Genomic DNA, 21,943 nt, shown 5'->3' with positions numbered 1-21,943 from the left:
ACTCAGAAGTGAAACGCCGTAGCGCCGATGGTAGTGTGGGGTCTCCCCATGCGAGAGTAGGGAACTGCCAGGCATCAAATCGGAAACCCCGTACCTTGCGGTACGGGGTTTTTTGTCGTCTGCACGAAACTCTCAGGCCCTGCAACCCTGCAACCCTGCAACCCTGCAACCCTGCAACCCTGCAACCCTGCAACCCTCAAACCCTCAAACCCTGAAGCCATAAAACCCAAAAACCGGCCGGATGGCGGGCAATTAAGGCTTTTCTTTCGGCATATCTCCTGCTTTCAATGGAAATGAGATTTATTATCATTAATCCTTTACAGCTGGAATTAAAAGTTGTATTTTATATGCATGTTTTAAATCGGAGGTATTTATGAGCCATCACAGAATCCCTAAAACTGGACCATCAAACGTTCAACTCCCTTTTTTACGAAAGACAATGTTCCAGCAGCGCTTCTGAGCCACCACAACACCGCAGCCGGTATCTTTGGCCAGCTCTGCGTGATGGAAGGGACAGTGACTTACTACGGCTTCGCCAATGAAGAGGCGACAGAGCCAGAAGTGAAAGTGGTGATTAACGCGGGAACCTTTGCGACCAGCCCACCGCAGTACTGGCACCGTATTGAGATGACCGATGATGCACAGTTTAATATCAATTTCTGGGCCGAACCGGCATTCTCCGGTGATGAAGTTTACAGCGCGAAAAAGGCATAATCTCAATGCTCCCTTATCATTAATAAGGGAGCACCTTCATACAGTGTGAAAGCATTATGATCCATTTCCTAAAACACTCTTCAACGCGGGTAGACTACGGCGAGCAGGAATCCTGCGGGGAACTACTTCTGCTTCACGTGGCTGAATATCAGGAGTATCTCTGCTGCAAAGCGCCTTTGTGGCCGGATCTTCATCAGGATCAACAGGTTGATACGGGATCAAATGATCCCTCCGCCGGAAGATCGCTATGAAGATCGTCGCTATTGAGGCCAGTATCGCTGCAGGAAAAAGCACCCTGCTGGAGCCTCTGGCGACAGCGTTATCAGATAAAACAGGCGCATACTGGAATGTGCTAAAGGAACCCGTAGATGAAGATCCGGTGTTCCTTGAGTTACTGCAGGGCTTCGTTGAGAACCCGCACGACGCAGACGCCAGGGTGGCTTTTCAGCTCTATATAACCGATTCCCGACAGCGCCTGTTAAACAATCTCCCGGAAGGCAACTACGTTATTGAGCGCTCTCTTTACAGCGATATCGTGTTCTGCCATGTGAATTTTCTAACGACTGAACAGCCATCGGCCCGTTATATGTCCTATTTCTACCAGGTTAAGGAACACCTTAAGCGCTACCCACATATCGATCTGGTGGTCTATATCGATCGTGATGCAGAGTCCTGTTATAACGACTGTATGGCGCGAGGGCGGTCTGGAGAGGATAAGTATACGCTGGACTACTTTGAGGACGTTAAAGCCTTCCACGACGCCTGTCTGCCGCAAATTACCCGCCAGTATGGCTCAAAGCTGCTGACGCATCAGGTCCAGTCGGGTTTTGCATGCCCAAAAACGCTGGCAGATGCGGTAACAGCAAAGCTGGAATAGAGAGTGCTGTAGTATTTACTGTTTCTCCAAAAGCAAAAAACTGTTTTCGGGAGGGCTCTTTAAGTAGTTGAGCCCGGACCCGGACTAACGTCGAAGGCGTTGAACAGCGCGCTTGGCGCGCTGGCCCCGAAGGGGTGAGCAGCTGGCAGCGAATAATCGAACGTAGTTCGATGGAGAGTCCAGAACCCCAGAAAGCAAAAAACCAGCCCTAAGGCTGGTTTTTCTAAATAGTGGTGCCCGGACCCGGACTAACGCCGCAGGCGTTGAACAGCGCTCTTGGCGCGCTGGCCCCGAAGGGGTGAGCCGCTGGCGGCGAATAATCGAACGTAGTTCGATGAAGAGTTCGGAACCCCAGAAAGCAAAAAACCAGCCCTAAGGCTGGTTTTTCTAAATAGTAGTGCCCGGACCCGGACTAACGCCGAAGGCGTTGAACAGCGCGCTTGTCGCGCTGGCCCCGAAGGGGTGAGCCGCTGGCGGCGAATAATCGAACGTAGTTCGATGGAGAGTCCTGAACCCCTGAAAGCAAAAAACCAGCCCTAAGGCTGGTTTTTCTAAATAGTGGTGCCCGGACTCGGAATCGAACCAAGGACACGGGGATTTTCAATCCCCTGCTCTACCGACTGAGCTATCCGGGCAACGGGGCGAATTAAACCCGATCCGCCTCGTGCCGTCAACGGAATTTGTTGAATTCGCTACCGACCGCACACTCTCTCGCCAGTTTGCTGCTATCTCAGGCAAAAAACGCGGTCCACAGGGCAGAAAGGGGCATGGCGATCACCAGCGCTGGTAGCATATTTACCACCGCAAACATCTTAATTCCGCATATTCGCAGCCCTGTTGCCAGCAGCAGCAAACCGCCGACAGCGGTGAAGTCTGCCATCATCGCTGGCGTGGTCAGGGGTAAGATTAGCGTGGCGCAGGTTGCGAGGGCGAGCTGGATAAGCAGCATCGGCACGCAAATCGCGGCCACGGCGATACCCAGCGTGGTCGCAAAAATCGTCGCGGTAAAGAAATCCAGGAAGGCTTTGGCGATAAGAATGCTGGGGTCGCCGGTCATCCCCTCCTGCATCGAACCAAAGATCCCTGTGCCGCTGGCGCAAAACAGAATGATAATGGCAACATAATTCTGGATATAGGAGTCATGAGCGCCGCCCTTATGCTGACCGCGCGAGAGCAGGTTTTTCGCTCTGCTGACGGCGCCGTTAATTCCCTTCTCCAGATAGCAGAACTCGCCAATCAGTGCCCCGAGCAGCGTTGCCAGCACCATCACTGGCAGGTTAGCGCACTTGATGACCAGCAGAATACCAATTCCCAATGAGGCCAGGCCAAAGATAGAGGGCATTGAAGAGCGAATACGCTCCGGTAATCGCTGGCTGAGCACGGCGCCAAGTACGCCGCCCAGCAGCACGGCTCCCGCATTGATAAACGGTCCAATAACCACTGTGAACTCCTGTTATTTACTCATTGATCTTGCATTATTATTACTCTTTTCAGGGAGTAATCGCCAAGTGTTATCCCGTTTTTTGCATAATGATTCCTTCTTGCGCCCCCTGGCGAAAGGTGACATTATTGCGCGAATTTTCTCCTCTCAGATACGGGGCCGCCGATGAACAGACTCTCTTTTGCTGCGCGAATGGCTGGCCGTATCGACACATCTTATTCTACGCTCACCATGCGGTGAGGGTAATGCAGGCTCACTGCAGGACATCAGTAAAACCAGACGCGTTCTGTTTTTACTGATGTCTGGCGGTCGGAGCTGAACTCCGGTCAGACACATTCGTTGGACAGGGGGACTCCCTGTCCGGGGCTTTTTCTCGCCTTGCACGGGTATTTGCGCTTATGAAATCAATGAAAATTGCCGTCAGCCGTGAGCTGGCGTCCGCGTTGTCCACGCACCGGGAAGTGGTGACGCTGGATAACACCGATTTTACGGATGTGGCGGCAGTCGTCATTACCGTCGCTGACAGTCACAGCGGCATCCTCGCGTTACTGAAACGCACCGGCTTTAACCTGCCTGTATTTATGTTCTCGCCTCAGCCTGTTGAGATCCCTGCGGGCGTTGATGGCGTGATCGACGGCAAAGCGCAGGAGTGGTTAGAGCTGGAAGCCGCAGCCTGTCGCTACGAAGAGAACCTGCTGCCGCCGTTTTTCGACACCCTCAGCCAGTATGTGGCCATGGACAACAGCACCTTTGCCTGTCCTGGGCACCAGCACGGAGCGTTCTTTAAGAAACACCCGGCCGGGCGTCAGTTTTACGATTTCTTTGGTGAAAATGTTTTTCGTGCCGATATGTGTAACGCCGACGTGAAGTTGGGCGATCTGCTGATCCATGAAGGTTCCGCCAAACACGCGCAGAAGTTTGCCGCAAAGGTGTTTAACGCCGACAAGACCTATTTCGTGCTCAACGGGACTTCGGCCGCCAATAAGGTGGTGACCAATGCGCTACTCACCCGTGGCGATCTGGTGCTGTTTGACCGCAACAACCATAAATCTAACCATCATGGTGCGCTGATTCAGGCCGGGGCCACGCCCGTTTATCTCGAAGCGGCACGCAACCCGTTTGGCTTCATTGGCGGTATTGATGACCGTTGCTTTGACGAGACGTACCTGCGGGAGCTGATCCGTGAAGTTGCACCGGAAAAAGCCCGTGACGCGCGTCCGTTCCGTCTGGCAGTGATCCAGCTCGGCACCTATGACGGCACTATCTATAATGCCCGTCAGGTAATCGATAAAATCGGCCAACTGTGCGACTACATCCTGTTTGACTCCGCATGGGTAGGTTACGAGCAGTTTATCCCGATGATGGCCGACAGCTCGCCGCTGTTGCTGGAACTCAACGAGAACGATCCGGGGATCTTTGTCACCCAGTCAGTGCATAAACAGCAGGCCGGTTTCTCCCAGACCTCGCAGATCCATAAAAAGGATAACCATATCCGCGGCCAGGCGCGTTTTTGCCCGCATAAGCGGCTCAATAACGCCTTTATGCTGCATGCCTCTACCAGCCCGTTCTATCCGCTGTTTGCGGCCCTCGATGTGAATGCCAAGATCCATGAAGGGGATAGCGGGCGTCGGCTGTGGGCTGAGTGCGTTGCGCTGGGTATCGAAGCGCGCAAGGCGATCATTGCCAACTGCAAAATGATTAAACCTTTTATCCCGCCGGTGGTGGCCGGGCGTCCGTGGCAGGATCATCCTACCCACGCGATTGCCAGCGAGCTGCGTTTCTTCAGCTTTGAGCCGGGTGCGAAATGGCACGGTTTTGAGGGCTATGCCGAGGAACAATACTTTGTCGACCCATGCAAGCTGCTGCTGACCACCCCGGGCATCGATGCTGAAAGCGGGGAGTACACTGACTTTGGCATCCCGGCGACCATTCTGGCGCACTACCTGCGCGAGAAAGGCATTGTGCCGGAGAAGTGCGATCTCAACTCCATACTCTTCCTGCTCACCCCGGCAGAGAGCGCAGAGAAGATGGCGCAACTGGTGGCAATGCTGGGTCAGTTTGAACAGCACATCGAGGACGACACTCCGCTGGCGGATGTTCTGCCAACCATCTGGAAGAAATACCCGGTGCGCTATCGCGATTACACCCTGCGTCAGCTCTGCCAGGAGATGCACGATCTGTACGTCAGCTTTGACGTGAAGGATCTGCAGAAAGCGATGTTCCGCAAAGAGAGCCTGCCCACCGTGGCAATGAACCCGCAGGATGCTAACCAGGCCTTCATTCGCGGTAATGTCGAGCTGGTGCGCATCAGCGAAGCCGAAGGGCGCATTGCGGCAGAAGGGGCGTTGCCATACCCGCCGGGCGTGCTGTGTGTCGTACCGGGCGAACTGTGGGGCGGGGCGGTGCAGCGTTACTTCCTGGCGCTGGAAGAGGGCGTTAATTTGCTGCCTGGTTTTTCACCGGAATTGCAGGGCGTTTACAGCGAGAAAGATGCGGACGGGATTAAACGGTTGTACGGCTATGTACTGAAGTAAATGTATTGAAGTAAAAAAATTCCCCCCTCAGCAGGAGGGGGGAACGTAACAGATTAATGCGCGATGCTCTGCGCACCTGTTGGAGTACGAACATGTTTGTACTTGAACAACACCATGAAGGCGAAGGCCAGTACCAGTGAGTAGCCTGCAAAGATCAGCCACACCGGCTGCCAGTCAGTAATACCGTTAGTGGTATACATCTCTACAACCTTGCCGCTCACCACGCCGCCGAGAATACAGCCGAAGCCATTGGTCATCATCAGGAACATACCCTGGGCGCTGGCGCGGATTTCCGGGCGAACCTCTTTTTCCACAAACACGGAACCAGAGATGTTAAAGAAGTCGAAGGCGCAGCCATAGACAATCATCGACAGCACCAGCAGCACAGTACCGAAGGCTGACGGGTCGCCGTAGGCAAACAGACCGAAGCGCAGCATCCACGCGAAAATACTGATCATCATTACGTTCTTAATACCGTAGCGGCTCAGGAAGAACGGGATGGTCAGGATGAACAGCGTTTCGGAGATCTGCGAAATCGACATCATTACCGACGCATGCTCAACGATAAAGCTCCCGGAGAACAGCGGGTCGTTATCGAAACTGTGCAGGAAGGTATTGCCGAACATGTTGGTGATCTGCAGTTCCGCACCCAGCAGCATGGAGAAGATAAAGAAGATCGCCATACGTTTGTTTTTAAACAGCGCGAAAGCATCCAGGCCGAGCATCGCGCTCCAGCTCTGGTTTTTCTGCTGGTTAGAAACCGGAATATGCGGCAGGGTCAGGGTGAACAGCGCCAGCAGGAGAGACAGCGCAGCACCGATATAGAGCTGCATGTGGCTCAGTTCAAAGCCTGCGAAGCTCACTGCCCACATCGCCATAATGAAGCCAATGGTGCCCCAGATACGGATCGGTGGGAAGTCGGTCACGATATCCATACCGGCGTCTTTCAGACGGTAGTAGGAGATGGTGTTAATCAGGCCCAACGTTGGCATATAGGCCAGCGAGTTAAGCAGGATCACCATAAACATCGCCCCTGGCGTAGTGACCTCGGCCGCCATAAATAGTGTACCCGCCCCTACCAGATGGCAAAGCGCGTACACCCACTTGGCGCTTATCCACTTATCCGCCACGATCCCGAGCAGAGTCGGCATCAGGACGGCGGCGATACCCAAAGAACTGTAAACGGCACCGATAGAGGCGCCATCGAACTTGAGCGTGACAAACATGTAGGAGCCGAGCGTGGTTAGCCAGCTCCCCCACAGACAGAACTGCAGAAACGACAAGATTTTAAGCTGCAGCTTAAGGTTCATGTTACTTTCCTCACAAGAGAGCGGGCTGTATGTTGGTGTAGAAACATTTAGGTTTTGTATTTGATGCAATTCTATCAGCGAGTGACGTGATGTTTTGTTACCTCCCGCAAAAAAATGCAATCCACATTAATTTGCAGTTTGGATTGTGATGCAAATAACACTTTCCTATGGATGAGGCAGCGACAGGGGAAGTGAATCTTTACCCTCTCCGGGGAGGAGAGGGTAAAAGAGAGAATGTTACTTTCTACGATAGCCCTTTTGCGCCGTATTGACCTTGTAAAGGTAGCGCCGGGACTCTGCGGAAGGGTGACGGCTGGTCAGGGTCTGGTAAACATCCCCTGGCGTCATGCTGTTGATGATGTTTGCCGCCTGGATTTTGTCGCTGGAGAAGACCCGCAGCACGCTGCCCGCGCCACCGTTATAGGCGGTGATCACCGCATAGCGACGCGAGGTCGGGTTATCGATGCCGCTCAGATAGACATTATTCAGCATGGCCAGATAGGCGGTGCCGGTATCAATGTTGCTGGCAGGATCAAACAGATAACTGCGGCTTGGTGTGCCCGATCTTCCCTGCGAACGGAACACATCTTTCCCGGCGCTGTGCTGAACAACCTGCATCAGGCCCAGGGCGTCGGACCGGCTCACCGCGTACGGGTTAAACGAGGATTCAGTCTGCATAATCGCCAGGATCAACGATTCGTCCACCCCATATTTACGCGAGGCCTGACGTACCATCCCGACGTATTTATGCGCACGTTTATCAAGGTGGTTGGGTACCAGATTAATGGTCACGCTGTAGATAACGCGCAGACCATTGCTGCGGCTCTTCAGACGCGTTTGCAGCAGATAGTTGGCAAAGTTATTGGCACGACCTTCCCAGCGAATCGATTGACCGGTTTGGTCCACCACCTGGCCATAGAGGAACGGCTCTTTTGAGATGGTGATGTCGTCAGCGTCGGAGTAGAGGTCGATAGAGCCAGGATCGTCACCCATCAGCAAGGTTTTCACGATCGCCTCGCGTAAACGCGCCGCAGGATCGGTCCCGGCGATGGTTTCGACGGTGATGGTACCCTCGTCAAAGTTGATGTGGCTGCGGGTCTGGTAAGCGTCGGTGTACTTAACGTAGTCCTTTGGTCCGGCGATCAGAACCTCGTTAAATCCCCATATATTTTCGATGTTGTGGGCAAACTGCCCCATCAGAATGTCAAAACCGTTGGTGTCCTTGACCCAGGCTTCGTTATAGCTATCGCCTTTATTACTGGAGGAACACGAAACAAGTAACGGTGCAACAAGAGCAAGCGCTAAAAATTTTTTCATCATTCCGGGAGTGCGTGTTGTGTTTGCTTTGGCGCGAGTGGCAGGTGGCGTTACGCTTACCCGGCCTGGTTACCGTAGGCCTGTGCAAGCGTAGCGCCGCCGGGCATCAGCCCGCAGGGAATTATTTTTCCGGTGGTGTATAGCCTTCGATGTGAACGTCTTTGCCTTCAAACAGGAAATTCACCATCTCCTGCTCCAGCTGCTTGCGGTGTTCAACGTTCATCATGTTGAGCTTGCGCTCGTTAATCAGCATGGTTTGCTTTTGCTGCCACTGCGCCCATGCCTCTTTTGAGATCTCGTTATAGATGCGCTTACCCAGGTCCCCCGGATAAAGCTGGAAGTCCTGGCCTTCTGCGTCGCGTTGCAGGAAGGTACAAAAAATTGTTCTGGCCATACTGATTCCTCTTTGTCGCCCGGAGCTAAACCGTTGCTCCGACACGTAATTGCTGTAAAAGGCGCTCTACAGGAGCTGCCAGCCCCACTGATGGCGGTTGCGCTAAGTTATACCAGAGAGCGGTGCCTTCATCCATGCACGAGGTGAATGAGGACACGGGAAGCCACATCGGAACAATATCCAGATGGAAGTGGCTGAAGGTATGACGAAACGCCGTGAGTTGCTGAAGAGTATCGGCAGGGATGCCGCGTTGCGCCAGCCAGTCGCGAAGGCTCTCTTCATTCTCGAACTGCGGGAAGCAGAATAAACCGCCCCACAAACCGCTTGGTGGACGCTGAGCGAGGTATACCGTCTCTGCGTGCTGCATCAGCAGAAAATAGCCGGTTCGCTCAGGCAGCGTCTGCTTCGGTTTTTTACCGGGATACTGCGCCCAGCTGTGGTTGGCATAAGCCACACACAGATTATTCAGCGGGCAGAGTTCACATTTGGGCTTCGAGCGGGTGCAGACCATCGCTCCCAGATCCATCATTGCCTGGTTAAAGCGTTCGACGCCATTAGCGGGGGTCACTGCCTCACTGATTTCCCACAGACGCTTCTCCACCTCTTTCTTGCCCGGCCAGCCGCCAACGGCATAGCAGCGCGCCAGCACGCGTTTCACATTACCGTCGAGAATAGGAAAGTGTTTACCCAGCGAGAGGGAGAGGATCGCCCCCGCGGTAGATCGCCCGACACCCGGCAGGGCTGCCACCTCCTCGAACGTTTCAGGGAAGATGCCACCGTGCAGCGACACCACCTGCTGGGCGGCTTTATGCAGATTGCGGGCGCGGGCGTAGTAGCCTAGCCCGGTCCACAGATGCAGTACCTCATCAAGCGGGGCGTTAGCCAGATCGGTTACCGTTGGAAAACGCGCCATAAAGCGCTCAAAGTAGGGGATAACAGTCGCGACCTGCGTTTGTTGCAACATCACCTCAGAGAGCCATACTTTGTAGGGTGTTTTTTCAATTTGCCAGGGCAGGGTTTTACGCCCGTATTTGTCGTACCAGTCCAGCACCTGGGCTGAAAATTGAGAGGCTTGCATGGTCTTCGCTTCGCGATATCAGGGACGCAGATTGCAGCACAGAGGCCTGCGGCTGTAAACCGGATCTTTCCCATGCTTGCATCCCATCATTAACTTTGGATAATGCCCGTTTCCCGAACATTCTCACAAGCAGACTACTCTTTTATGAAAAACGACGTCATATCACCGGAATTTGATGAAAACGGCCGCCCGCTGCGCCGTATTCGCAGCTTTGTCCGCCGTCAGGGGCGCCTGACAAAGGGGCAGCAACACGCGCTGGATAACTACTGGCCGGTGATGGGCGTGGAGTTCACCGAACGGCCGCTCGACTTTGTGGAATTGTTTGGCCGCGACGCGCCGATTACGCTGGAGATCGGTTTCGGCATGGGCGCCTCGCTGGTGACAATGGCAAAAGCGCGCCCGGAGCAGAATTTCCTCGGTATTGAGGTTCACTCGCCGGGCGTGGGTGCTTGCCTGGCAACGGCTCATGAAGAGGGTGTCGAGAACCTGCGGGTGATGTGTCATGACGCGGTAGAAGTGCTGCACAAGATGATCCCTGACAATTCTCTGAACATGGTTCAGCTCTTTTTCCCTGACCCATGGCACAAAGCACGCCATAATAAACGCCGTATTGTTCAGGCACCCTTTGCTGAGCTGGTAAAGAGCAAACTGAAGCTGGGTGGTGTTTTCCACATGGCGACCGACTGGGAACAGTATGCGGAGCATATGCTGGAAGTGATGTCGTCACTCGACGGGTATAAAAACCAGTCGGCGAGCAATGATTATGTGCCGCGTCCTGACTCACGTCCGGTAACGAAATTTGAACAGCGTGGCCATCGTCTTGGTCACGGCGTATGGGACTTAATGTTCGAGAGGGTGAAATAATGGCAAAGAACCGTAGCCGTCGTCTGCGTAAGAAAATGCACATCGAAGAATTCCAGGAAATTGGTTTTTCGGTTGCATGGCGTTTCCCGGAAGGCACCAGTGTAGAAAAAATTGATGAAGAGGTAGATGCCTTCATCAATGAAGTTATCGAGCCGAACAAGCTGGCGTTTGACGGCAGTGGCTACCTGGCGTGGGAAGGTTTGATCTGCAAACAAGAGATCGGCCAGTGCACCGAAGAGCATCAGGCCATCGTGCGTAAGTGGCTGGAAGACCGTAAATTCGAAGAGGTACGCATCAGCGAACTTTTCGATATTTGGTGGGACTAATAGAACATAAGGGGCCAGCAATTGCTGGCCCGTTTTGTATAAGGGAGAAGATATGATGCGCAAAACGCTGCTCGCTGCGGCTTTAATGACGACGGCTCTGACCGCTCACGCCGACTACAAATGCGAAGTCACGCCGCGTGATGACGTGATCCTGAGCCCGCAAACCGTGCAGGTAAAAGGGGAGAACGGCAATCTGGTGATCACCCCGGATGGCAATGTCATGTTCAACGGCAAGCAGTACACGCTGAGCGCAGCCCAACGTGAACAGGCAAAAGATTACCAGGCCGATCTGCGTAGCGCGCTGCCGTGGATCGATGAAGGTGCTCTGACACGCGTAGAAAAAGGCCGTGTCGCGCTGGATAAGATCATCGCTAAAGAGGTGGGGGAGAGCAGTAATATGCGCTCGCGCCTGACCAAACTGGATGCCCAGTTAAAAGAGCAGATGAACCGTATTATTGAACATCGTACCGATGGCCTGACGTTCCACTATCAGGCGATCGATCAGGTGCGTGCTGATGGCCAACAGCTGGTTAACCAGGCGATGGGCGGCATTTTGCAGGACAGCATCAACGAGATGGGTGCCAAAGCGGTGCTGAAAGGCGGTGGCAACCCGCTGCAGGGCGTATTGGGTAGCCTGGGCGGCCTGCAAACCTCGATTCAGAACGAGTGGAAAAACCAGGAAGCGGATTTCAAAGCTTTCGGCAAAGATGTGTGCAAACGCGTAGTGTCGCTGGAAGAGAGCCGCAAGGGGCTGGTGGGGTCGCTGAAGTAGTGTAGTGCGGTCTGGACCCCTCACCCTAACCCTCTCCCCAAAGGGGAGAGGGAACAGTTTGCTCCCCGAGGTGAGCCCGGGGATGTTTTGCCTCCTTTCCCCATAGGGGAGAGGGAACAGTATGCTGCCCGAGGTGAGCCCGGCAAGGGTTTGCCTCCTTTCCCCAAAGGGGAGAGGGAACAGTTTGCAGCCCGAGGTGAGCCCGGCAAGGGTTTGTCTTCTCTCCCTTTCAGGGCGAGGGAACATTATGCTGCCCGAGGTGAGCCCGGCAAGGGTTTGCCTCCTTTCCCCACAGGGGTGAGGGAACAGCTTGCTGCCCGAGGCGTACCCGCTAATGTTTTGCCTCGTTCCCCCAAAGGGAAGAGGGAACAGTTTGCTGCCCGAGGTGAGACCGGGAAGGGTTTGCCTCCTTCCCCCAAAGGGAGAGGGAACAGTTTGCAGCCCGAAGTGAGCCCGGAAATGGTTTACCTCCTTTTCTCACAGGGCAGAAGGAGCAGTTTGCTGCCCGAGGTGAGCCCAGGTATGGTTTGCTCCCTCTCCCTTTCAGGGAGAGGGTCGGGGTGAGGGTAAAAGCGTTTGCAGCTTCTCTAAAATTTCATCCAATACCCCTTCCTCGTTATGCCAGATTTCGTTGTTCCAGAACCGAATCACCTGCCAGCCTTTTTGATTCAGCCAGACGGTTCTCTGCCGGTCATATTCTTCTCTTTCATCGTGTTGTCCTCCATCCAGCTCAATAGCCAGGCGGGCTTCGCAACAAACGAAATCCAGAATGTAATTCCCAACAGGATGCTGGCGACGAAATTTATAGTGAGCGAATCGACGACTACGTAACCGATACCAGAGTCGTTTCTCTTCTGTGGTCAGCTCACGGCGGAGCTGTTTTGCATAAGAGCGAATCATGTCCATCCCCGCACTCTGCCAGCTTTTCCCTCAGCCAGCAGAACGGGATGCAACATCCTGAATCAGGCTTCAGGATTCTTCGGCGAGGAACAGCTCAAGAAGGGAGTTTAAAAACAGTTTGCCATGCTCGGTGATCTGCCAGAACTCATCGCATTCGGTCAAATAACCTTGTGCCAGCGCTTCGTCAATCTGAGGACGAATCACCGACTCCGCTAAACCGGTATAGCGGGAAAACTCTGCGCGTGGCGCGGCTTCCAGCAGGCGGAAGCGGTTCATAAAGAACTCAAACGGTTTATCTTCGGCCTCAACGTCATGGCTGCGCTCCAGATAACGTCCTTCCATATAGCCACGCGGATGGCGCGTCTTGGCGGTTCGCAGAATACGTCCGTCCGGGAAGGTCACTTTACCGTGTGCGCCGCAGCCAATTCCCAGATAATCGCCAAAACGCCAGTAGTTCAGGTTGTGCTGACACTGGTAGCCTGGCTTCGCATAGGCCGAGGTTTCGTACTGCTGATACCCGGCGGCAGTCAGCAGCTGGTGGCCCTGCTCGAAAATATCCCACAGCGCGTCGTCATCCGGCAGCACCGGCGGGCGCGAACCAAACAGCGTGTTCGGCTCAATGGTCAGCTGATACCAGGAGAGGTGCGGCGGGTTCAGCTCAATGGCCTGGCGCAGATCGTCCAGCGCTTCGACCAGAGACTGATCCGGCAGACCGTGCATCAGGTCGAGGTTAAAGCTGCGCAGGCCCAGCCCGGTCGCCAGATGTGCGGCGCGCTTTGCTTCACCCGGGCCATGAATGCGTCCCAGACGCTTTAGCTTCGGCTCGCTGAAGCTCTGTACCCCAATGGAGATACGGTTTACCCCGGCGCGCTGATACTCGACAAAACGGTCGGCCTCAACCGTACCCGGATTGGCCTCCATGGTAATTTCTGCATCCGCTGCCAGATTAAGGCGCGCACGCACGCCATCCAGCAGCGTCTGCATCGCCGGGCCTGAGAGCAGGCTCGGCGTACCGCCACCGATAAAAATGGTCTTAACTTCACGTCCCTGTGCGTAAGCGACGTCGGCGTCCAGATCGGCAAGCAGATGCTGAACGTAATCGTCATGAGGCACTTCGCCTTTCAGCGCATGCGAATTGAAATCGCAGTACGGGCATTTCTGCACGCACCACGGGATGTGAATATAAAGACTCAGAGGTGGCAAATTAGCCATTACGTAACGCTTCCAGTAACAGTTTCAGTGCGCGCCCACGATGGGAAATCGCGCTTTTTTCTTCGCGGGTCAGTTCCGCAGCGGTTTTGCCCTCGGTCGGGACAAAGAAAATCGGATCGTAGCCAAAGCCGCCGTTGCCTGCCGCCTCGCGGGCAATGACACCCGGCCAGCTGCCGTGGCAGACAATTGGCGTAGGATCTTCGGCATGGCGCATATAGACCAGCACGCAGTGGAACTGCGCTTTGCGCTGATCATCGGGTACGTCCTTGAGCGCTTCAAGCAGCTTTTCAAGATTCTGCTGGTCGCTGGCATCGATGCCAGAATAGCGGGCTGAGTAGATCCCCGGCGCACCGCCAAGCACGTCCACCGCCAGACCGGAGTCATCGGCGATGGCCGGCAAACCGGTAACCTGCGCCGCATGGCGCGCTTTCAGAATGGCATTTTCAATAAAGGTCAGGCCGGTCTCTTCAGCAGAGTCCACGCCAAGCTCGGTCTGGGCGACCACATCCAGACCGAAATCATTTAACAGCGAGGCCAGCTCGCGCACTTTACCGGCATTACCGGTAGCGAGAACAACTTTTTGCATACGTTAGTCCTGTTGTATCAGGGCCGCGACTTCCGTCGGGATTTGTTGCGGATTGAGAATTTTGACCTGCTTGTGGCGACCCAGTTCACCCTTCTCGAGCAGTACCTGGCTTTTCGCGACGCGAAACTGCTTTGCCAGATACTTCACCAGATGGGCGTTCGCCTGGCCATCCACAGGAGGGGCGGTGATGGCGACTTTTACTTCGTCGCCATGCAGCCCGATAATGGTGTCACGGCTGGCTTTCGGCTGAATATATAGCCGTAAAACCAGCCCGTCGGCGCAGGTGCTGACAGCACTCATAACGCCATCCACAGCCCCGGCAGCAGAATGTTGCCCGTGGACTGCAGCAGTTCAGCGATGCCCATGTTGATCACGTACAGCAGCAGCACGAGGATCATCGGGGAGAAATCGATTCCGCCCATGGCAGGCAGCAGATTACGGATCGGGCGCAGCAGCGGGTCGGCAAGCTGAATAAGTGAATATTCCACCGGGCTACGGCCCTGGCTCACCCAACTCATAATTGCCATCAGCAACAGTACCCAGAAAATCAGCAGGCCGATCGTTTTTATCAGGATCAACACCGCCGCGATCCAGATGATCGGCTGGAAGGTAATGACCATAAACAGCACGATCGCTTTCACCACGCACAGGATCAGCGCAACCAGCAGGGAGGCGCTGTCAATCGGCCCCATCGGCGGGATCACCCGACGCAGCGGCCCGATGATGGGCTGGGTGACTTTAACGACAAACTGTGAGAAGGGGTTGTAAAAATCACAACGGGCCCACTGCATCCAGACGCGTAACAAAAGCACCATCGTATACAGTTCAATGACCGTTGAGAGCAGGAAGGTCAACGTCTTCATGGCGTTCCTCAGGTTTCCTTATTATTGGGTGTAATCGCGCGCACCGAAAATTGCTGTGCCGATGCGCACCATGGTGCTGCCAGCCGCAATCGCGGCAGCCATATCGTCCGTCATGCCCAGTGAAAGCGTGTCGACCGTTGGGAAGCGTGTTTTAAGCGCCTCAAATGCTACAGCCATTTGCCGGGCGACGGCAAACTGCCTGTCGTAATCTGACTCCGGGGCCGGGATCGCCATTAACCCACGAAGCTTAAGGCCCGGTAGCGCCGCCACCTCATCCGCCAGCTGATCCAGCGCCTCAAGCGCAATGCCGGACTTGCTGTTTTCGTCGCTGATGTTGATTTGAATCAGTACGTTAAGCGGCGGCATCTCGGCCGGGCGCTGCTCGCTCAGACGACTGGCGATGCGCAGACGATCGACGGTATGACACCAGTCAAAATGCTCCGCTACCAGTCGGCTTTTGTTCGACTGTAATGGCCCGATGAAATGCCATTGCAGATCCGCGGTGCCTTTTTCCCGGAAGTGGCGGATTTTTTCCACTCCTTCCTGCACGTAGTTTTCACCGAACATGCGCTGGCCTGCATCAATCGCTTCTGCGATGGCGCTCGCAGGCTTGGTTTTACTGACTGCAAGCAACGTAACTTCTTCTGAAGCACGGCCGCAACGTGTTGCCGCGGCTGAGATTTTATCCCTGACCTGTGCCAGGTTATGCGCAATGTCGTTCATTTTCCGAGGATCATTAAATGAATATGGAAGAAATTGTGGCCCTTAGTGTAAAGCATAACGTGTCGGATCTACACCTGTGCAGTAACGCACCACCTCGCTGGCGACGACGAGGAAAGATGGAATTGGCGCCTTTTCCGGGACCGGATGTGGTGATGCTGCTGAAAAGCTGGCTCAGCGATGAACAACAGGGGGCATGGTGTGCTCAGGGGCAGGTCGATTTTGCCGTCACTCTGGAGAGCCACCGGTTGCGGGCCAGCGCCTTCGCCCATACGCAAGGGTGTTCGCTGGCGCTCCGGCTGCTGCCGGAACAGTGTCCGCAATTGCGTACCCTAGGTACGCCGCAGGCGATCCCCGAACTGCTGACCAGGGATAACGGCCTGATTCTGGTGACCGGTGCCACCGGCAGCGGCAAGTCCACCACGCTTGCGGCAATGGTCGACTTTCTTAATCACCACAGCGACGGACATATCCTGACCCTGGAAGATCCGGTGGAGTTTATCCATCAGAGCAAACGTTGCCTGGTGCAGCAGCGGGAGATTGGCCTGCACTGCAACGCCTTTGCCGATGCGCTGCGGGCGGCATTGCGGGAAGATCCCGATGTGATCCTGTTAGGCGAACTGCGCGATAGCGAAACGATCCGCCTTGCGCTTACTGCCGCAGAGACCGGGCATCTGGTGCTGGCGACCCTGCATACCCGTGGCGCAGCCCAGGCGATAGAGCGGCTGGTGGATGCCTTCCCGGCGGAGGAAAAAGAGCCGGTACGCAAGCAGCTGGCCGGCAGTTTGCAGGCGGTGCTGGCACAAAAACTCGAAAGGGACAACCAGCAGGGGCGCGTGGCGCTGTTTGAGTTACTCATTAACACTCCAGCTGCGGCGAATTTGATTCGTGAAGGCAAAACCTATCAACTGCCTGGCGTGATCCAGACCGGGCTGCAGGCAGGGATGCAGAACTTCGAGCAGAGCCGTGCTGAACGCAAGGCGCAGGGGCGGCTTTAAAGCATGGGCAATTTACGGCAAAGAATGATTTTCACGGCCTTGTATCCTTCTGCGCGGGCGGTAAAATCGAGCCTCCGATTGCACACCTTAAAAGCGGCTATGTCATCACAACCGAACCAAAGTCTTATCGACGGCATTCGCTGTCTGCAATATCTGGTTTCCAGCGGCCGCGCCATTGGCTGCCGTGAACTTGCGCGGCTGATGGGGATCAACACCACCCGTGTTAACCGCTTGCTGATGACCATGGCCTCCATTGGCCTGACCATGCAGGACGAGCATCGGCGTTACCTGCCTGGCCCTGGCATTCATGCCCTGGCGGCCCAGTCTATCCGCGGTTCCGAGCTTTTCTCCCGCGCCTTGCCCCGGCTGGAGCGCGATGCACCACGCGATATCGTGGTGGCGCTGGGTGTGTTGTGGGAAGACCAGGTGATCTATATCTGGCACTCCGTGCCCGGCAGCCAGACCACCCAGGCGCTGGCAGGTTTCCACATGCTGCCTGCCTGGCAATCGGTGATTGGTATGTCACTGCTGGCGAGTGAGACGGACGAGGCGCTGATGTTGCGCTTTACGCCTGAGCAGTGGCAAAACCTTGCTCCGCATGTGGCGCAGCAGCGCCAGCAGGGGCATGTGGTCTGGCACCATGACGACGGCGAAGTATCGATGGCACTACCCGTGGGCGCGCATCACGCCGCGCTGGCCTTTGCCGGGATGTGGAATATTGATGATGAACAGGTTCGCACGCGTCTGGCTGAACTGACGACGCTTAACGCCACCTTGCTGGAACAATAAGAGGTCTTTGCCCGGGAAGCCGGGCAAAGGGAAGGGGGATCAGTAACCCTGCTCGAAGAAGCTTTCAAGGATAATCACCGCCGAAGCGGAATCGACGCTGCCTTTGTTGAGCGCGCGAAAACCGCCGTGCTCAAACAGACCGGCGCGGGCTTCTACCGTACTCAGTCGTTCATCGTGCAGCTTAATCGCCACGCCAAAGCGGCCATGAATTTTATTGGCAAAATTGCGTGCGCGTGCAGTTAATGGCTGTTCGGTGCCATCCATATTCAGCGGCAGCCCGACAATCACCACCTCCGGCTGCCACTCTTTCAGCAGGCGCTCAATCAGGTTCCAGTCCGGGGTGCCATTTTGTGCTTTCAACGCCGTCAGCGGGCGAGCGGTGCCGGTGATGCGCTGGCCGATCGCCACGCCGATACTTTTGGTGCCGAAATCAAAGGCGAGAAGCGTGCCGCTCATCAGGCATGCCCCGCTACGCCAGGCATTGTCTGGATATCAATGCCAATCAACTTTGCCGCATCACGCCAGCGATCGGCTATCGGGGTTTTAAACAGGATGTTCAAATCTGCCGGAGCCGTCAGCCAGGCGTTATCGAGGATCTCCTGCTCAAGCTGGCCTTTCTCCCATGAGGAGTAGCCCAGCGCCACCAGTACATCAGCAGGCTGTTTCTCTGTGCCCAGAGTCTCCAGCACGTCACGGGAGGTTGTAATCACAGTGTTGTCAGAGATACGGATACTGGAGGAAAACCCTGGCGGCGTATGCAGTATAAAGCCACGATCTTCTGCCAGCGGGCCACCCAGCATCACAGCTTTGTCGAGACGAATTTCAGGAACACGTTCGTCCTGGGAAATTTTTAATTTTTCCAGAATGCCTTCAACAGTAAGATTTTCCAGCGGTTTATTGATGATAATCCCCATCGCGCCATCTTCGCTGTACTCGCAGATGTAAACCACTGCACGACGGAAAATCGGATCCTGGAGAGCAGGCATGGCAATAAGAAAGTGATGCTGTAAATTCATTGTCAGAGGTTCTGTTTCCTGGTTTAAAAAGCGACAGCACCCAGTATGCGTACAAACCCGGATGCTGTCACTAACAGTATTGGCTGGGTTACTACTGCTTCAGCCGTTTTTCGATCGCATCCATCAGCATGCCGGTAATGGACACCGGGAACGCCGCTTCGATTTCACGAATACAGGTTGGGCTGGTGACGTTCACTTCTGTCAGACGATCGCCAATGATGTCGAGGCCGACGAAGATCAACCCTTTGGCTTTTAGCATCGGGCCAACGCGGCGGGCAATTTCCCAGTCGCTTTCGGTCAGCGGGCGCGGTTCGCCACGGCCACCGGCCGCCAGATTACCACGGGTTTCACCACCCTGTGGAATACGCGCCAGGCAGTATGGCACCGGCTCGCCGTCCACTACCAGCACGCGCTTATCACCATCAACAATGGCCGGAATATAGTTCTGCGCCATGCAGTAGCGAGAGCCATGCTCGGTCAGGGTCTCTGCGATCACACCGAGGTTCGGGTCACCCTCTTTGACGCGGAAGATAGATGCACCACCCATACCGTCCAGCGGTTTCAGGATGATGTCGCCGTGTTTCTGCCAGAAGGCTTTCAACTGCGTTTTGCTGCGCGTCACCAGCGTCTCTGGCGTCAGGTCAGAGAACCAGGCGGTGTAGAGCTTCTCGTTGCAGTCACGCAGGCTCTGCGGTTTGTTGACGATCAGCGTCCCTTTCTCTTCTGCACGTTCAAGGATATAGGTGCAGTAGATGTATTCGGTGTCGAACGGCGGATCTTTACGCATCAGGACGACGTCGAGTTCGGCCAGGGGCAGATCCTGCTCGGAACCAAACTCGTACCATTTATCGTAATTCTGCTCGACGTTGACAATGCGGGTGCGGGCACGCGCTTCGCCGTTAATCAGGTACAGGTCGCTCATCTCCATATAGTGGAGCTGGTAGCCGCGACGTTGCGCTTCCAGCAGCATAGCGAAGCTGGAATCTTTCTTGATATTGATGCTTGTGATGGGATCCATCACGATGCCGAGCTTGATCATTGTCTTCTCCGTTAATGCTTCAACCTAAATCGCCAAAACGCACCTGCAGGGCAGTAATGGCGGTTAGCGCGGTGGTCTCAGTACGCAGAACGCGGGGTCCCAACAGAATATCAGTAAACTGGTAGCGCGCGGTCATGGCAATCTCTTCTGCCGACAACCCGCCTTCCGGGCCAATCAACAGACGCACGCGTTCCACCGGCAGCGGCAGGGTGTTAATGCTGGCGCTGGCGCGGGGATGCAGATTGAGCTTCAGACCCTGCTCCTCTTCCGCACACCAGGCTTCGAGATCCATGACAGGTCGGATCTCCGGGACGCGATTGCGGCCACACTGTTCACAGGCGGCAACGGCGATTTTTTGCCACTGCTGGAGCTTCTTATTCAGACGTTCGGCATCCAGTTTAACGCCACAGCGTTCAGAAAAAAGTGGCGTAATGAGGCTTACACCCAGTTCGATCGATTTCTGGATAGTGAATTCCATTTTTTCGCCGCGTGACATCACCTGGCCTAAATGGATATGCAGCGGTGATTCCCGATCGTCGAGCTCGCCACGCAGGATACTCACCTGCACGCTTTTTTTATCGGCGCGGGTAATTTGTGCGTCAAACACCTGGTTTGATCCATCAAACAGCTGAATCGCCTGGCCTGCGCCCATGCGCAGCACGCGGCCAACGTGGTTGGCGGCCTCTTCAGAGAGGGCAATTTCACTGCCTGCAACAATCATTTCGGGATGATAAATACGAGGAACACGCATAGTTAAGAAGTCCATCAAGAGCTGAGTCCCTTGCACATTCTGTCTCCTCTCCCCTGAGGGGAGAGGGCGAGGGTGAGGGGTACACAAAGAAACAATTGCCGCTAGTGTAGGTTAGCTCTTTTGCGCCTGGCAAGCGCGCTGGACGTACGGATTGTGATTCCCCTGCACTTTGGCAATACGCTCGTCGCGCAGGCACTCCCAGGCGGTCACCGGATAGAGTTTATCCCAGGCATTGAAAAGCTGGGTTTGCTGGCGGGAAAGAGTCAGCTGATAGCGATCGCGCATGTAGAAGTAGGTGCGGGCGATGCTGCCCCGGGCGCGGGCCGGCGGCTCGGCGAGTTTGTCTTTGAAATCGACTTTCATGGCGCACTGGCCGTACTGGCCTTCGCCGCCGTTCCACTGGCTGTACATAAAGTTGCCGCGATCGCCATTCACCTCGCCCACGGCGGGCTGCAGGTTATGCATATCGCTCTCTATCTGACGATAGACCGGATCTTTGGCGCAGTTTTTTCGTCCGCCATCCTGCCAGCACTGACGCTGGTGCCCGAACTGCCAGGCCGGTACGACATGCTCCCATTCGATGCGGCTGGCGCGGTTCTCGTTTTTACGCACTTTGTAGCCGCAGGACGCCAGATCCACGACGCCTTTTTTGCCTTGCCAGTTAATTTTACAGCCACAGTAAAAATCGCCGGGGACATCGGCATTGACCTTTACGCCTGCAGTTTTTGCCTGAGAGAAACTATGGATACCTTCGGCCAGCACATGGCCTGAGAACGCCGTCGTCAGAAAAGCGACCGCGAGAGAGAAATTACGGGACATCGTGAGCTCCGTGTCAAAACGAGCCCGCAACGTAACGAAAGTTGTTCCTGTATGCAATCAGCTAGATCAGGAATGTTCCTGTTGGTTCTGCCGCTTACTCCGCCATAAGCGGTTCACCACATTTCACACAGCGGTAGGTGGCTTCGCCGCGCACCACCCGGTTGTGACGGCGCACGGTAAGCTGATGCTGCTGACACGAGCAACGATAAGGGAAGGTATTGCGCCGTACTGAATCAAGCTCGAACTGATGCGTGCGACGAGCCGGAACGCCCAGCACCGCTTCCATCATCCATTTCCACTCTTTGCCATGAGGGGCGACGCGGCCAAAATGTTTCCACACCAGCAGGTGCGCCAGTTCATGCGGGATCACTTCCTCGATAAAAGCCTGCTGGTTTTCCAGCATCAGGATCGGGTTGAGGCGGATCTCATACGCATCCAGCCAGGCGGTGCCCGCTGCGGTGCCGCGCTGCTGCCAGACCAGTTTCGGTTCAGGATAGTTCCGGGCGAGCTTCAGATTGGCCTGCGCCAGGTTGTCACGCAGGCTGCGCATGGCGGCTTGCTGAAGCGCAATGGGGAGACGGGGTGTTTTCATAACGGCAGAGCATAGAGCCTGTCGCGGAGCG

General features: G+C 55.2%; 24 protein-coding genes, 1 tRNA gene, 1 rRNA gene and 1 pseudogene. 9 read left to right on the top strand and 18 right to left on the bottom strand.

The window, feature by feature from the left end; genetic code table 11:
- The 3 genes and pseudogenes from rrf to ABIE02_RS14485 form a co-directional block, all read left to right on the top strand.
- Positions 1-73, top strand: a 5S ribosomal RNA gene (rrf, locus tag ABIE02_RS14495); the annotation flags it as partial.
- 300 nt (positions 74-373) lie between these two features.
- Positions 374-714 (top strand): annotated as a pseudogene (locus tag ABIE02_RS14490) (DUF1971 domain-containing protein).
- Between the two features lie 247 nt (positions 715-961).
- Entirely contained in the window at positions 962-1,591 is a 630-nt protein-coding gene (locus ABIE02_RS14485; protein WP_336995094.1) for a deoxynucleoside kinase, read from the top strand.
- 559 nt (positions 1,592-2,150) lie between these two features.
- Here the strand turns inward: ABIE02_RS14485 and ABIE02_RS14480 are convergent.
- Both ABIE02_RS14480 and ABIE02_RS14475 read right to left on the bottom strand, forming a co-directional pair.
- Positions 2,151-2,226, bottom strand: a tRNA-Phe gene (locus tag ABIE02_RS14480).
- Between the two features lie 95 nt (positions 2,227-2,321).
- Positions 2,322-3,032: a DUF554 domain-containing protein gene (locus ABIE02_RS14475; RefSeq protein WP_032613982.1), complete on the bottom strand. Its 711-nt coding sequence runs from the start codon at positions 3,030-3,032 to the stop codon at positions 2,322-2,324.
- Between the two features lie 398 nt (positions 3,033-3,430).
- On the opposite strand from ABIE02_RS14475, the gene ABIE02_RS14470 reads away from it, so the two are divergent.
- On the top strand, positions 3,431-5,566 hold the full coding sequence (locus ABIE02_RS14470) for an ornithine decarboxylase (RefSeq protein ID WP_155167287.1): 2,136 nt from the start codon (positions 3,431-3,433) through the stop codon (positions 5,564-5,566).
- 53 nt (positions 5,567-5,619) lie between these two features.
- Here ABIE02_RS14470 and ABIE02_RS14465 read toward each other — a convergent pair whose 3' ends face one another.
- The 4 genes from ABIE02_RS14465 to mutY all read right to left on the bottom strand — a co-directional run bounded on the left by ABIE02_RS14465 (position 5,620) and on the right by mutY (position 9,665).
- Positions 5,620-6,876, bottom strand: a complete 1,257-nt coding sequence (locus ABIE02_RS14465) for a nucleoside permease (protein WP_032613978.1) — start codon at positions 6,874-6,876, stop codon at positions 5,620-5,622.
- Positions 6,877-7,113: 237 nt separating this feature from the next.
- On the bottom strand, positions 7,114-8,193 hold the full coding sequence (mltC, locus tag ABIE02_RS14460; RefSeq protein ID WP_032613975.1) for a membrane-bound lytic murein transglycosylase MltC: 1,080 nt from the start codon (positions 8,191-8,193) through the stop codon (positions 7,114-7,116).
- A gap of 121 nt (positions 8,194-8,314) precedes the next feature.
- Positions 8,315-8,587, bottom strand: coding sequence for an oxidative damage protection protein (locus ABIE02_RS14455; RefSeq protein ID WP_032613973.1), 273 nt, complete (start codon positions 8,585-8,587; stop codon positions 8,315-8,317).
- Between the two features lie 25 nt (positions 8,588-8,612).
- On the bottom strand, positions 8,613-9,665 hold the full coding sequence (mutY, locus tag ABIE02_RS14450) for an A/G-specific adenine glycosylase (protein ID WP_130588225.1): 1,053 nt from the start codon (positions 9,663-9,665) through the stop codon (positions 8,613-8,615).
- Positions 9,666-9,809: 144 nt separating this feature from the next.
- On the opposite strand from mutY, the gene trmB reads away from it, so the two are divergent.
- From trmB to ABIE02_RS14435, 3 genes are read left to right on the top strand one after another with little or no spacing between them, the layout of a single operon-like run.
- Positions 9,810-10,529 (top strand): tRNA (guanosine(46)-N7)-methyltransferase TrmB, encoded by a 720-nt coding sequence (gene trmB / locus ABIE02_RS14445; protein ID WP_117386674.1) that lies wholly within the window; start codon positions 9,810-9,812, stop codon positions 10,527-10,529.
- Complete coding sequence (locus ABIE02_RS14440; RefSeq protein WP_059307224.1) at positions 10,529-10,855, top strand: YggL family protein; 327 nt, start codon at positions 10,529-10,531, stop codon at positions 10,853-10,855. The genes trmB and ABIE02_RS14440 overlap by 1 nt, the downstream gene beginning before the upstream one ends.
- A gap of 52 nt (positions 10,856-10,907) precedes the next feature.
- Complete coding sequence (locus ABIE02_RS14435; protein ID WP_103792620.1) at positions 10,908-11,627, top strand: DUF2884 domain-containing protein; 720 nt, start codon at positions 10,908-10,910, stop codon at positions 11,625-11,627.
- A gap of 543 nt (positions 11,628-12,170) precedes the next feature.
- Here ABIE02_RS14435 and ABIE02_RS14430 read toward each other — a convergent pair.
- The 6 genes from ABIE02_RS14430 to ABIE02_RS14405 form a co-directional block, all read right to left on the bottom strand.
- Complete coding sequence (locus tag ABIE02_RS14430; protein ID WP_117386675.1) at positions 12,171-12,533, bottom strand: endonuclease domain-containing protein; 363 nt, start codon at positions 12,531-12,533, stop codon at positions 12,171-12,173.
- 63 nt (positions 12,534-12,596) lie between these two features.
- On the bottom strand, positions 12,597-13,739 hold the full coding sequence (gene hemW / locus ABIE02_RS14425) for a radical SAM family heme chaperone HemW (protein ID WP_130588226.1): 1,143 nt from the start codon (positions 13,737-13,739) through the stop codon (positions 12,597-12,599).
- Positions 13,732-14,325 (bottom strand): XTP/dITP diphosphatase, encoded by a 594-nt coding sequence (locus ABIE02_RS14420; RefSeq protein WP_059307228.1) that lies wholly within the window; start codon positions 14,323-14,325, stop codon positions 13,732-13,734. The genes hemW and ABIE02_RS14420 overlap by 8 nt, the downstream gene beginning before the upstream one ends.
- Before the next feature lie 3 nt (positions 14,326-14,328).
- A complete protein-coding gene (gene yggU / locus ABIE02_RS14415) occupies positions 14,329-14,625 on the bottom strand; it encodes a DUF167 family protein YggU (protein WP_032613939.1) in 297 nt (98 codons plus the stop codon).
- On the bottom strand, positions 14,622-15,188 hold the full coding sequence (locus tag ABIE02_RS14410) for a YggT family protein (protein ID WP_032613937.1): 567 nt from the start codon (positions 15,186-15,188) through the stop codon (positions 14,622-14,624). Before ABIE02_RS14410 ends, yggU begins: the two co-directional genes overlap by 4 nt.
- Before the next feature lie 21 nt (positions 15,189-15,209).
- Positions 15,210-15,911 carry a YggS family pyridoxal phosphate-dependent enzyme gene (locus tag ABIE02_RS14405; RefSeq protein ID WP_032613935.1) on the bottom strand — a complete coding sequence of 234 codons (702 nt, stop codon included), beginning with the start codon at positions 15,909-15,911 and terminating at the stop codon, positions 15,210-15,212.
- 17 nt (positions 15,912-15,928) lie between these two features.
- Between ABIE02_RS14405 and ABIE02_RS14400 the strand changes: the two genes are divergently transcribed.
- Together ABIE02_RS14400 and ABIE02_RS14395 are read left to right on the top strand one after the other, a co-directional pair.
- Complete coding sequence (locus tag ABIE02_RS14400; protein WP_032613932.1) at positions 15,929-16,906, top strand: type IV pilus twitching motility protein PilT; 978 nt, start codon at positions 15,929-15,931, stop codon at positions 16,904-16,906.
- 99 nt (positions 16,907-17,005) lie between these two features.
- Positions 17,006-17,695, top strand: a complete 690-nt coding sequence (locus tag ABIE02_RS14395; protein WP_032613957.1) for an IclR family transcriptional regulator domain-containing protein — start codon at positions 17,006-17,008, stop codon at positions 17,693-17,695.
- A gap of 39 nt (positions 17,696-17,734) precedes the next feature.
- Here ABIE02_RS14395 and ruvX read toward each other — a convergent pair whose 3' ends face one another.
- The 6 genes from ruvX to ABIE02_RS14365 all read right to left on the bottom strand — a co-directional run bounded on the left by ruvX (position 17,735) and on the right by ABIE02_RS14365 (position 21,912).
- Positions 17,735-18,151: a Holliday junction resolvase RuvX gene (gene ruvX, locus ABIE02_RS14390; RefSeq protein WP_032613930.1), complete on the bottom strand. Its 417-nt coding sequence runs from the start codon at positions 18,149-18,151 to the stop codon at positions 17,735-17,737.
- Positions 18,151-18,711, bottom strand: coding sequence for a YqgE/AlgH family protein (locus ABIE02_RS14385; RefSeq protein ID WP_032613928.1), 561 nt, complete (start codon positions 18,709-18,711; stop codon positions 18,151-18,153). Before ABIE02_RS14385 ends, ruvX begins: the two co-directional genes overlap by 1 nt.
- Positions 18,712-18,802: 91 nt before the next feature.
- Complete coding sequence (gene gshB / locus ABIE02_RS14380) at positions 18,803-19,750, bottom strand: glutathione synthase (protein WP_032613926.1); 948 nt, start codon at positions 19,748-19,750, stop codon at positions 18,803-18,805.
- A gap of 19 nt (positions 19,751-19,769) precedes the next feature.
- Positions 19,770-20,501, bottom strand: coding sequence for a 16S rRNA (uracil(1498)-N(3))-methyltransferase (gene rsmE, locus ABIE02_RS14375; RefSeq protein WP_032613955.1), 732 nt, complete (start codon positions 20,499-20,501; stop codon positions 19,770-19,772).
- Positions 20,502-20,612: 111 nt separating this feature from the next.
- Positions 20,613-21,320 (bottom strand): deoxyribonuclease I, encoded by a 708-nt coding sequence (gene endA / locus ABIE02_RS14370; protein ID WP_032613924.1) that lies wholly within the window; start codon positions 21,318-21,320, stop codon positions 20,613-20,615.
- Between the two features lie 94 nt (positions 21,321-21,414).
- On the bottom strand, positions 21,415-21,912 hold the full coding sequence (locus tag ABIE02_RS14365) for a SprT family zinc-dependent metalloprotease (protein WP_117386681.1): 498 nt from the start codon (positions 21,910-21,912) through the stop codon (positions 21,415-21,417).
- Positions 21,913-21,943 lie beyond the last annotated feature (31 nt).

The organism is Leclercia sp. 1548 (assembly GCF_050435045.1).
Taxonomy (GTDB): domain Bacteria; phylum Pseudomonadota; class Gammaproteobacteria; order Enterobacterales; family Enterobacteriaceae; genus Enterobacter; species Enterobacter adecarboxylatus.
The sequence above is the reverse complement of the archived record's forward strand: the minus strand, read 5'-3'. Positions and strand labels throughout refer to the sequence as shown.

Coding starts and splice junctions, on each gene's coding strand:
- ABIE02_RS14485 (WP_336995094.1), top strand. CDS start 962: ATGAAGATCGTCGCTATTGAGGCCAGTATCGCTGCAGGAAAAAGCACC.
- ABIE02_RS14470 (WP_155167287.1), top strand. CDS start 3,431: ATGAAATCAATGAAAATTGCCGTCAGCCGTGAGCTGGCGTCCGCGTTG.
- ABIE02_RS14465 (WP_032613978.1), bottom strand. CDS start 6,876: ATGAACCTTAAGCTGCAGCTTAAAATCTTGTCGTTTCTGCAGTTCTGT.
- mltC (WP_032613975.1), bottom strand. CDS start 8,193: ATGAAAAAATTTTTAGCGCTTGCTCTTGTTGCACCGTTACTTGTTTCG.
- ABIE02_RS14455 (WP_032613973.1), bottom strand. CDS start 8,587: ATGGCCAGAACAATTTTTTGTACCTTCCTGCAACGCGACGCAGAAGGC.
- mutY (WP_130588225.1), bottom strand. CDS start 9,665: ATGCAAGCCTCTCAATTTTCAGCCCAGGTGCTGGACTGGTACGACAAA.
- trmB (WP_117386674.1), top strand. CDS start 9,810: ATGAAAAACGACGTCATATCACCGGAATTTGATGAAAACGGCCGCCCG.
- ABIE02_RS14440 (WP_059307224.1), top strand. CDS start 10,529: ATGGCAAAGAACCGTAGCCGTCGTCTGCGTAAGAAAATGCACATCGAA.
- ABIE02_RS14435 (WP_103792620.1), top strand. CDS start 10,908: ATGATGCGCAAAACGCTGCTCGCTGCGGCTTTAATGACGACGGCTCTG.
- ABIE02_RS14430 (WP_117386675.1), bottom strand. CDS start 12,533: ATGGACATGATTCGCTCTTATGCAAAACAGCTCCGCCGTGAGCTGACC.
- hemW (WP_130588226.1), bottom strand. CDS start 13,739: ATGGCTAATTTGCCACCTCTGAGTCTTTATATTCACATCCCGTGGTGC.
- ABIE02_RS14420 (WP_059307228.1), bottom strand. CDS start 14,325: ATGCAAAAAGTTGTTCTCGCTACCGGTAATGCCGGTAAAGTGCGCGAG.
- yggU (WP_032613939.1), bottom strand. CDS start 14,625: ATGAGTGCTGTCAGCACCTGCGCCGACGGGCTGGTTTTACGGCTATAT.
- ABIE02_RS14410 (WP_032613937.1), bottom strand. CDS start 15,188: ATGAAGACGTTGACCTTCCTGCTCTCAACGGTCATTGAACTGTATACG.
- ABIE02_RS14405 (WP_032613935.1), bottom strand. CDS start 15,911: ATGAACGACATTGCGCATAACCTGGCACAGGTCAGGGATAAAATCTCA.
- ABIE02_RS14400 (WP_032613932.1), top strand. CDS start 15,929: ATGAATATGGAAGAAATTGTGGCCCTTAGTGTAAAGCATAACGTGTCG.
- ABIE02_RS14395 (WP_032613957.1), top strand. CDS start 17,006: ATGTCATCACAACCGAACCAAAGTCTTATCGACGGCATTCGCTGTCTG.
- ruvX (WP_032613930.1), bottom strand. CDS start 18,151: ATGAGCGGCACGCTTCTCGCCTTTGATTTCGGCACCAAAAGTATCGGC.
- ABIE02_RS14385 (WP_032613928.1), bottom strand. CDS start 18,711: ATGAATTTACAGCATCACTTTCTTATTGCCATGCCTGCTCTCCAGGAT.
- gshB (WP_032613926.1), bottom strand. CDS start 19,750: ATGATCAAGCTCGGCATCGTGATGGATCCCATCACAAGCATCAATATC.
- rsmE (WP_032613955.1), bottom strand. CDS start 20,501: ATGCGTGTTCCTCGTATTTATCATCCCGAAATGATTGTTGCAGGCAGT.
- endA (WP_032613924.1), bottom strand. CDS start 21,320: ATGTCCCGTAATTTCTCTCTCGCGGTCGCTTTTCTGACGACGGCGTTC.
- ABIE02_RS14365 (WP_117386681.1), bottom strand. CDS start 21,912: ATGAAAACACCCCGTCTCCCCATTGCGCTTCAGCAAGCCGCCATGCGC.